We start from the raw sequence: 9,921 nt of genomic DNA, 5'->3' as shown, positions 1-9,921 counted from the left end.
TGGGTCGCGCCGGCCGATGGCGATTAATTGGGCGATTCGCTAGAAATTCGACGAACAGGGCCTCAGACACAGATGGCGTGGTGGGTGTCCAGGATGTCCCTCCCCAGGATGTCCCTCCCATTACCCAGGCCAGATGTTTGCGCGATCGAGCTGAAACCCCCACCGACTGTGCTCAGCGCTGCGCGATTGTGTGTGATCGACGGCCAATGGCGGATGCCATCCAGAGAAGTGCAGCAACGATGAGAGACGGAAGCACTACTAAGCTTGCCCCCAGCATTGTCGCAGATTGCCTCGACTGCCAAACCCATGCCCAAACGACCACCAAGTAGAGCAAGTAAGCTGCAACTGTTGGCGCCCTCGCTGCTCGAAAGGATTGAGCAATGAATATGAAGACGAGGAGCGTGACCTGAACGATTCCACCACCCGCAGCCAAATAGATAACGATTGGATCACCGCTTGCATGCGCCGCAGTTCCCTGCAAGAGAAGAAAGCAGCCGTATAGTACAGAGACAAGTCTCGCTTTCATTGCAGTCCTCAGTCGTGCCCGAAGATAAACAGATCACCTTGAGGTAACTCCCCGCGTTGGAACCATTGCCACGCAGCTTCCGTCGCTCTGTGAAGAGCGCTGCCAGCACCCGGGTCAAAGACTTCGGCTCGCACGTGTGTCGCCTGCTCTCCAAAGGTTTCGTTTCCAGACCAAAGCTGGAACCCCGCGTGCGACGGTGACGTGGCGTCCTGAAGCGTGTGAAGTGCAACCCCAAATCTGAAGAGTGCTTCGTCTCGTGTCGACGCTGCCCACGCTCGCGCGAAGTGTGCTCTGACAAACTCGTTCGCAAGCGCTCTTGCTTCATCCGCGGTCTGATCTGGATTTCTCATTGCATGCCGGAACGACGAGGCGGCGTCTTGAAACTGCACGCCATCAGCAAATACCTGCGCCCTATCAAGAATCGCGCGCTCACGGGACGATAGAGTACGCCCGATCACATCGCGTGTGACGTTCTGATGAACGTAAAAGCCCTTTTGAGATGCCCATGCCAAGCGCGTGCCGCTTGCCCCACCGACTGTGCTCCCCTTCGACGTCCCCGCATCCCGCGGCTGGTGAGGCAGATTGAACGGCTCGCGCTGGTGAGTGCGAGGGATACTGTAAGCGGTTATGTGGGGCGTGGTCGATAGCCGCTGGATCCTCGACAGCATGTCATGCCGATCCATGCTGGTCCACGAGAGCAGCGAGTTAAACATATAGTCCGCGGCGCTGACGCCAAGGCCGAGGTCATTGAAGTCGGGCCCGCCCGGATCCCACGTTCCAGTATCCAGGTGGCCAAAGATCGCGTCGTTCAGACTCTCCTGACCGTCGGGATGGCAGATTGTTATACGACAGCCACCGAAACCGCTCGGATCTGTAATGCTGAGCGGATTGTTGCCCACGTACGCGTAGCGATTCCATCCCTGCGTAGCTCCTCTTTGGACATCCACATACTTTTCCACATACTTTGCGCCGTCGCCTTCTTCCCTATTCGGGCCTCCCTCAGTGGGTATCCAGAGATGTCCACTCCCAGCACGGCACGGCTCGCCGTAAGCCGCGCATGCGATAGATATTCAGGTCGATGGGTGTCCAGGCCGCCCGCTAGAGCAGCCAGCGATCCAGGATTGTGCCATTCATGGCATCGGCATCTAACACGCCGATGCCAACGCTGGCAATTGGCTACGTCGGATCGATCTGATTGACGCTGCAGCTGCCGTTCACCAGACCAGCAGTGAACACACGCATCTGCACGTCACCGAGATCGCCGCGTAACTGCAACCCGAGTATGTAAGCCTGCATCGGTTTGCCTGTCGCGGGTATGGACATCCAACCGTAAGGCGCGCCCGCGCAATTGTCGGGAAGGCCGGTATCGAGCCGGATCATCACCTCGCCGCCCGCCATCGTGATGTCGATCACCCGACCATCCTGATAGTTGGGGCCGGCACTGGCGACTTGGCTGACTCCCAGGCCGACGATGGCAGTGACGATCGCGCCTCTGACGATTTTCTTGCTCATAGTCATACTCCGTGTCGTACTACATCCGTGACTGGTCCGGCTCCACTCCATCGATCACGCTCAGAACCACAGAAACGTCCTGCCGTAGTTGGGCTTCGCAACTATTGAGCGATCGGCCGTGAATAGGGCTATCGGCATCGTCTATGGCCGTGAACACGACATCGATCGCGCGCTGCAGATATGGATTCAGGCTCTCCATGGAGCGCGAGTCGCGCAGGCGCTTCCACAGCACCTGGTAGCGATCCGCGAACTCCTCTGCAGGAAGGCGGCCATCGACGAAGCTCCGCATCGATTCCAGCAATTCCTTGAGATCGTCACCGGACATTGCTGGCTAACGCAACTCCATTTGGAAAGCAGTCCAATCGGGAAAATCTCCTGAGAAGATGAAGAAGTCGTCGATGTAGACGAGGCCAAGACTCTCCAGTCTGCGCTGGAACTCGTCGGCTGCCTCGCGCCCAAAGTGAGGACCGAACGAAGCAATGTCTTCGTTTTTGTCCAACGGCTTGTCCACCTCCATGGCATCGAGCACCCGCTTGAACTGAATTCCTTTCGCGCGCAGCGCTGCCAATCGCACGACGATTCCATTTTCGGCACTGATGACGACCGATGCCATGGTTGATCCTCCTCTAGTCAAGGCGGGTAGGTGACCGACATGTTATAGATCGGCACACGCTGCATGGGTTGAAGTATCTGAAACCACTCTGGTTTTCCGGCACCGAGCAGCGCCCGTGAGTCAATTGCAAAATCTATGCGCACAGCGTCAGTTCCGCCAGGTTTGGCCGCGCCGAAGGCTGTGACGTAAACACGCCCCTCGGCTCCTATGCCGGCTGGTATCGCTGTGCCGCCATTAGCAATCCAAATCTCGGCTTCCTCCGCGGACGCCCATCTGCTGACTGATGTGTGACCAGGCGGAATGGGGCCAGTTGCTGCGCCCGGGCCGCGCGGGAAAACTATCCGAGGGCCAAACCGGGCCGGCATGCCATCGGCAATCCCTTGCACTTCCAACCCGAATGCCAAGGGGGCTGCCGCAAGCGGCATGAGCTCGGCAGTCAGACCCAGTGTTGCCACAGTCAGTGCGACCGCGGCAGTGCTTACCTTGGCCTGATCGGAGATGTCCGGATCGCTGACAAACTCGTACGCGCCGCTCGCAGCGAATGAGCCTGGCTCGCCGAAGCGTGTGAATGGGTTTGAACTGCGTGGCGCGGGCCGGTCGATCCAACCTAGTTCCGTCACCGTCACGCTCGACATCCGACCGTCGGCAGCGATCGAGTAGGCGCTGACATTAGTGAGCTTGACGTTTGCATGCACTACCACGGTCTCGAGAATCGCAGCGGCCGCCTGCCCGGCCGACATGCCATCGCCGCCGCCGCCGCCGCCCCCACCGAAGATCGCTGAGTTCACCGGTTGATCGTTGAAGCCAGGCGCGCAGACCGTTACCTCGACGTCAGTCGAAACGCACACCTCCGCAAAACCGCTCGGGTCGATCATCGACAGCGGGTTATTCCCCACGTAGCTGTAGCGATTCAGGCCCTGGCTGCTGCCGGGCGAGAAGATGAATGGATCGGCGGAGATGAAGCGGCCGAGCCCCGGATCCTGGACGCGGCCGTTCATGTGGATCAGGCCGAGATTGTCCAAGTGCTCGTGGCCGGTGAATCCGTGCCGCGTGGCGTTGGCCATCGATTGCAACTCGGAGGTGGTCAGAGCGCTGAGCCAGTCAGCACTGCGGCGCTTGCCGAACGCGTCGAAGGACTGATCGACGATGACATTCCCGCTCGCATCCGTGATCAGGCTGGAACTGCCCAAGTGGTCCGGCGAAACGTAGTAGTTCTGCGACGTCCCGTTCGCGAGGCGCGAATGTATGACCGTGCCGCGACCTGCCGCGACGTGGTGGCGGAAGTAGGTGGTCGTTCCCGAAGTCACCTTCTCGAACAAGCCGGCCACATAGATCGTGGTCTCGCCGCCGCCGGAGTAAGTGGCCACCTGCTTGCGACGGCTTCGATCCGGTGCGTATGTGAAGGTGCTGGAGGCGCCGCCCGAGCCGTTGATCACATTCGGCATGTTGAAGGACGTCCAGCTGATCGCACTGCCGGCGCGCGACGTCATGTTGCCGTTCTGGTCGTAGCAGTACGACGCCGTGCCTACGCGGCGCACGGCGTGCGGCTGGCTATGCGAGTAGTAGTTGCAGCCAGCCTGAGCGGTCGAATAGTCGTACGTCGACGCGCTGAAATCCGACTTCTGCGTGATGTTTCCAATCGCATTGACGGAGAGCGACAGCGTCTGCACGCCGAGCCGGTACACGTTCTGCAGCCGGTCGAGCGCGTCGTACGTGAAGGTCTCGTTCAGATTCGAGCGATTGAGATCGGTGCGCGACTCCAGATTGCCGTTCGGATCCCACTGATAACTGAGGTTCTGCCGATTCGTGGTCGAACCGGCAACACCCGAGCTGACGCTGCTGACCAGGCCCGTCAGCGCGTCGAAGCCGGTCACGATCTGCTGGCCGTTGCCGAAGGTTTCCTGCGTGACCTGGCCGCGGTCGTTGGTATTCGCCAGGGTCCACAGCGTCGTGTTGGCGTAGTCGTCCTTGACCTGGACCTGCTGGCCATACAGATATGAGTACTTCGCGCGGAACCGATTGGCGCCGCTGCTCGCGGGATAGGTCAGTGTGTCGAGCAGTCCCGCCGCGTTGTACCCCACATCGATATCGTAAGAGCCGTCCGCGCCGTAGTTGTACGTGACGTGATTGGGTCGACCATACCCGTCGTAAGTGTACGATTCGATGTAGCCGCCGGCCGCCGTCACGGATTCCATCTGACCGATGTTCTTGAACGCCGCGGACGCGCCCCAATTCCACTGCGTCAGCACGCCCGGCGTTTCCGGCTCGGTACGAGTCTTCATCCTCGACAGCGGGTCGTACGTGAAATCGACCTGCTGATTCTTGGCGTCGATCTGCCGGGTCAGCTCGCCGAACGACGTGTATCTGTACTGCCACACGCCGGCATCCGGGTCGCTCTGCTCGAGCTTGAAGCCGCGCCGATTGGTTTTGCTCGTCAACACGTTGCCGGCATTGTCGATGGCCGACGTCGCCAACAGACCGGCGCTGTCGAATGAATAGGAATACTCGGTCGTTCCTCCCGGCGAGGGATCGACGACTTTACGCAGTTGACCAAACAGATCGAAGAAACGCTGCGTGGTGTGTCCGCGCGGGTTGCGGATGCTGACTTTGTGTCCCGCGTAAGTAAGCTCGGTGTAGCGATCGATCGTGTTATCGGCCCGAAGCAACTCGGAGCGAGTCACGCGACCGAGCAGATCGTAGAGATAGCGCTGAGCGCCGTTGCCGCCGGCGCTGTACGGAACGCTCTCGGTCGAGAGCCGGCCGAAAGCGTCGTAAGTCTTGCGGACGTTGCTCAACGATCCGGACGAGGGACCGGTGGCCCGCTGCGCCTGCTCGAAGATGGGACGATCGAAACTATCGAGCGCCTGCATCCGGCGCACGATCTCCAGGCCGTCGCGATCCCTTTCTGCAGTTGTTTGCTGCCAGCGAGCGCCCGTGACTCCGCACTGGCCATTGGCACAGCTTCCGTAAGTGATGTGCGTGGACGTCTGATCGGGACGCGTCTCGGACTTGAGACGCCCGAAGGCATCGTAGTCCCAAACCGTCTGCAACTGATTCGCATCGGTATGGGTCCGCGGCACACCCAGAAGATCGTCGAAGCCGAACGACTCCGTCTGGTTCAGGGGATTGGTGACACTGGTCGGGAAGCGGCACGAAGCGGTGTTGTAACCGATCTGCGTGGTTCGCGACGGCATGGCCGTACCGTCGGCATACAAGCCGTCCACGCGCACCGAGCTGAGGTTGCCGCAGTCCTCGGGATCGTACGTGTAATCGATGAACAGCCTCTCCGCCGCTGTAGCGACCGAATCCGGTTCGATGGTCTCGTCTTCCACGCGGCACGCCGCATAGTCGACGGTGCGCGAGGTGACGTGAGATCTGGATGACGAACCGAGCGATTCGGTGAACGTCGTGCGATTGGAACGACCCAGGCACCAGGTGGCCGCATCGTTATGGATCGTTTCGGCTGTGCTTCGTGACAAAGTGACGTTGTAGAGCGGCGAGTCCGTCTGCAGATCCAATAGCGACATGCTGGTCGAGGTCGGATTGCCGTAGCTGTCGAGCCCCACCGTGATGGTCTTTCTTGCAACCACTGAATTGGCGAGCACGCCCGTGACCTCGCGCAGATTGGTCACGGCCTGCCAGACATACGGATAGCTCGTTTGCTGACCCGTGGTCGGACTGGAGTACGTCAGGCTAGTGGGCGAGTTGGTGGTCTCGCTGACGATGCTGCCGCCTTGACTGACACGGCTCGAGCTCACCATGCCTCGATAAGGAAACTGCTGGTGCAGATCCACGCGAGTGGCAACGCTGTTGCGGCTGTCCGTGACGGTTCTGCGCGAGAATCCCGCGAAGTCGCGTCTTTGTACGTTCAACCTGGCGTTCTCGTAAGCGAAGCTCAAGTTATAAGAGCTGCCATTGCCATCGCTGATCTCCACGCCGCACGCTACGAGCATGCCGATGCTCACTGCGCGCAGATGCGTGTTCGCCGCCGGAGGTGTCGAGGATCCGGTGTAGCAGTTGCCCGCCGCGGTCGACTTGTAATTGAAGCGCGCGAAGTTGCCGAATCCATCGGTGATGGCCGTGACCAGCTCGGAGCGGCCGTTCGGATTGCTCTGGTGCCGGAGTTGGCCGCCGGTATCCAGGTAAATGATGTCCCGACGGCCATTGCCGTCCATGTCCAGCACGGTGGCATTCACCGGCTGATCGCCGTAGTAGGGAACGCCGGTGGAAACAGGTTGCTCGAACGACGTGCCGGTCGAGCGGCTGACGAACAAGGTGCCGCCGTTGCTGTAGAGCCGGTCCTCGAAGCCATCGCCATCCCAATCGTGGATGAGCGGAGTGGCATACAGGCCGGGCACTGTCACAGGCGCATTGAGCGCCGAAGCGCCCGAGAGCATGCACTTGCTGATCCAGAGCTGCGTGTTGCTTACCAGGTCCGTGCAGTGATCGGAGTTGGCGTCGATGTCGACCGCCACTGAGTTCAGCGTCTCGCCTACCGTGAAACCACTGGTCGTGGAGTAGAGAACGCGAGCGGTGTAGTTGGTTGCACTGGCCTGTGCGATCAGGTCACCGCGGCCGTTGCCGTCGACATCGATCCCGCCGAACGCGCGCATGCTTTGGCCGGCGCCGATGCGGACCATGTTGAAGCCGACGTTGTAAGTGGTCGTGCCGCCCTCGAAGCCCGCCGAGCCGTCGTGATTGTGATAGCGAATCCGCAGCTGGTTCTGGTTGGCGCCGATATTGACCAGGTCCTCGTAACCGTCGCCGTCCACATCGGTCATTTCCCAGATGCCCCACGGTCCGGACGGGATCGCCCCGGAGGTGGGTACGCCGGTATCGGTGAAAACGAATGCGCCGTTGTGATAACGCAGCCAGTACCACGTGCCGTAGTTCATTATCAGCAGGTCGGTGCGACCGTCCGAGTCCAGATCGGTCGGCAGGAACATCAGGCCGCCCGAGCCGTAATCGGTCGGCAGCACCAGCTCGGAAGCTCCAGGGCCGGTGGCGGAGCCCCACCTCACGCGCAGGAACCGGCTATAGTCGCCCCACTCCGTCGGGCCGGTCATCTCGACGTAGTAGGTATCTTCGTAGCCGTCGCCGTTGATATCTCCTGCGACACCAGCCTCCCAGGGGCCACTGCTGTAGCTTGCGTCGGTCTGCCCCCAGCCCTTGCTGCTGACGTTCCATTCCACGCTGGTCGGCGACCCGCAGCCCAGCCGGGATTCGTAGCCGGAATACACGCACTCCTGAATGGAGCTCAGCAACGGCCGGCCGTCGGGGCCATTGCCGCGAGTTGCGTACTGAAAGTTATAAGTGCGCCATGGCAGGCTCTGCTGCGAACCCTCGATGGAGATGTGGATCGAAGTCAGATAATAGTGATATTTCGCCAGGCCGCCGAACCACCAGGAGACATCGCTCGGCGGCAAATCCGAGCCCAGCGTCGGGTCATCGTTGAACTCGATCCATACCTGCGGCTGGATACCACGACTCTGATTTCCGCCGTAAGTGATACGCGCCGGATAGGCATGGCCGCTCTCGATGTCATAGGTGACTTCCATGGCATTGCCGGCGCGGTCGCTGACGCGATTGAGCGCCCAGGTATTCGTGATAGTCGCGCCGCCGAGAGTCGTCGCAATTCGCGACTGTTCCGTGTTGCCGTACTCGTAAATGTAACCATCCTTGCCTCGCACCTCGAAGGCCGTCGGACCGTAGCTGTTGTGCCCGGTCACCTTCACCAGCGAATAGGTCTCGATCTCGGTGCGATACGTGGAGTTGGTCTGCGCATAGGGGCCCGACACATGACGCAGGCGCCTGCCGTCCAGGCAATAGGCATCGTTGGCAGTCAGCGTCATCCCGGTCGTGACACCATCCTGCGCAAACGTTTTCGGGCAGCGAGTGATGTTGGACAGGCCGGTGATGTCCCAGCGCGGCCCGAGCTGCCCAGCCTTGCTGTTGTGGTTGTACGAGATGGCGAGCCGCGGCGCTACGCCATTGATGCCCGCCGGCAGGTCCAGCGGAATCGTGTACTGCGCCTCGCCATCGATCGAGATATTCGGCTGTCCGCCGAGCCGGACTCCGGCCATGCCAGGGTAAGTGCCGGTCGTGTCGTACATCCGTTGGAACGAGGGGCTCACGCCAGCGGCGATCGAGGTCGCCTGCTGGTTGATTCCCCCTGCATCCAGCGTCTGGAAAATCAGACCGCTGCTGTAGCCGCTGCCGTTGGGGAAACCCATCGGGATGAGTTGCGAGCTGGTCGACGACCATTGCGAGCCAGGCATGGCAACGCCATTCGTCAGCTGCGTGTTGCCGTCGGTGGTCAGAAGATACGTCGTACCTCCCGAGCGCCTTGCCTGCAGCAGGATGTCGGCTCGATTGTCGCCGTTGAAATAACCGACGATCACGTTGGCGTTGTTCGGGGACCAATCGACTCCGCGCTCGTGCCGGCTCAACAGATCCGCGGTCGCGAACACCGGCGCCGAACCCGTCGAATACGACAGGACGATGCCGCTCATTTCGGCCGGGTACGTCGGCACCGGGAAGGGCACATCGAAATCGATCGTGACGAACTTCGGCTTCGCCTGGACGAAGAAGTCGGTCTTCTGATCGCCGTTGAAATCGGCGGCATGCACCACGGCCGCCTGCGTCGACCAGTTCAATCCCTCGACCGGATTGCCGTTGTCCGACCAGCTATAGACCCATGCCGAGCTGCTGAAAGGCGCACCCGAGGATGCGGCGAACAGGATTGCGCTGTCGCCCGCGGCGGAAGTCGCCTGGAAAAACAAGTCCGCGCGACCGTCGCCGTTGAAGTCGCCGGGAATGATCTTGTGCTTCGCCTCGGACCAGTCCAGGCCGAAGGCCGGGTTGGCGAAGCTCTGGCTTGCGCCGGTGAAGTTCTGGTTACTGTCGGCCAGCAGCAGGTAGCTCGCGCCGCCGGCCTTGCTCTGCATCAGAATGTCGGGGCCGTTCTTACCGTCGAAGTCGGCGTAGATGAAGTTATATACCTCCAGCGACCATTGCAGTCCGAGGTAGTTGCTGGCCCAGGACTGCCGGCTATAAATGACATTTTCCGTTAAGAAGCCGTTGTCCAGCGCCGCTGTACCGCTGAGCTTGCTGGCATCGCGCCCGATGTACAGCAGGCTCGGCGTCGGCTTGTATTCGACTCCTATGAACGCGTAGTCCTGCGCGCTCATCGAGGTTTGCGCCAACACCTGCGGTGTCGCGACCAGAGCCAACAGCAGGTACAACAGTCGAGTGAAGTAGTTCATGCCTT

5 protein-coding genes are annotated in these 9,921 nt (G+C 60.7%); all 5 read right to left on the bottom strand.

Features of this window, described 5'->3' with window-relative positions; all coding sequences use genetic code 11:
- Positions 1-534 precede the first annotated feature (534 nt).
- Positions 535-1,485 (bottom strand): hypothetical protein, encoded by a 951-nt coding sequence (locus GYH35_RS18070; protein ID WP_161829136.1) that lies wholly within the window; start codon positions 1,483-1,485, stop codon positions 535-537.
- A 217-nt stretch (positions 1,486-1,702) separates the two neighbouring features.
- Complete coding sequence (locus tag GYH35_RS18065) at positions 1,703-2,038, bottom strand: hypothetical protein (protein ID WP_161829135.1); 336 nt, start codon at positions 2,036-2,038, stop codon at positions 1,703-1,705.
- A gap of 19 nt (positions 2,039-2,057) precedes the next feature.
- The gene (locus GYH35_RS18060; RefSeq protein WP_161829134.1) at positions 2,058-2,363 is read right to left on the bottom strand and encodes a colicin immunity domain-containing protein; all 306 of its coding nucleotides are present in this window, start codon (positions 2,361-2,363) and stop codon (positions 2,058-2,060) included.
- A 6-nt stretch (positions 2,364-2,369) separates the two neighbouring features.
- Positions 2,370-2,651, bottom strand: coding sequence for a hypothetical protein (locus tag GYH35_RS18055; RefSeq protein ID WP_161829133.1), 282 nt, complete (start codon positions 2,649-2,651; stop codon positions 2,370-2,372).
- A 17-nt stretch (positions 2,652-2,668) separates the two neighbouring features.
- Positions 2,669-9,916 carry an FG-GAP-like repeat-containing protein gene (locus GYH35_RS18050; protein ID WP_161829132.1) on the bottom strand — a complete coding sequence of 2,416 codons (7,248 nt, stop codon included), beginning with the start codon at positions 9,914-9,916 and terminating at the stop codon, positions 2,669-2,671.
- Positions 9,917-9,921: the final 5 nt, after the last annotated feature.

Source organism: Steroidobacter agaridevorans (assembly GCF_009932555.1).
In the GTDB taxonomy this organism is placed as follows: domain Bacteria; phylum Pseudomonadota; class Gammaproteobacteria; order Steroidobacterales; family Steroidobacteraceae; genus Steroidobacter; species Steroidobacter agaridevorans.
The sequence above is the reverse complement of the archived record's forward strand: the minus strand, read 5'-3'. Positions and strand labels throughout refer to the sequence as shown.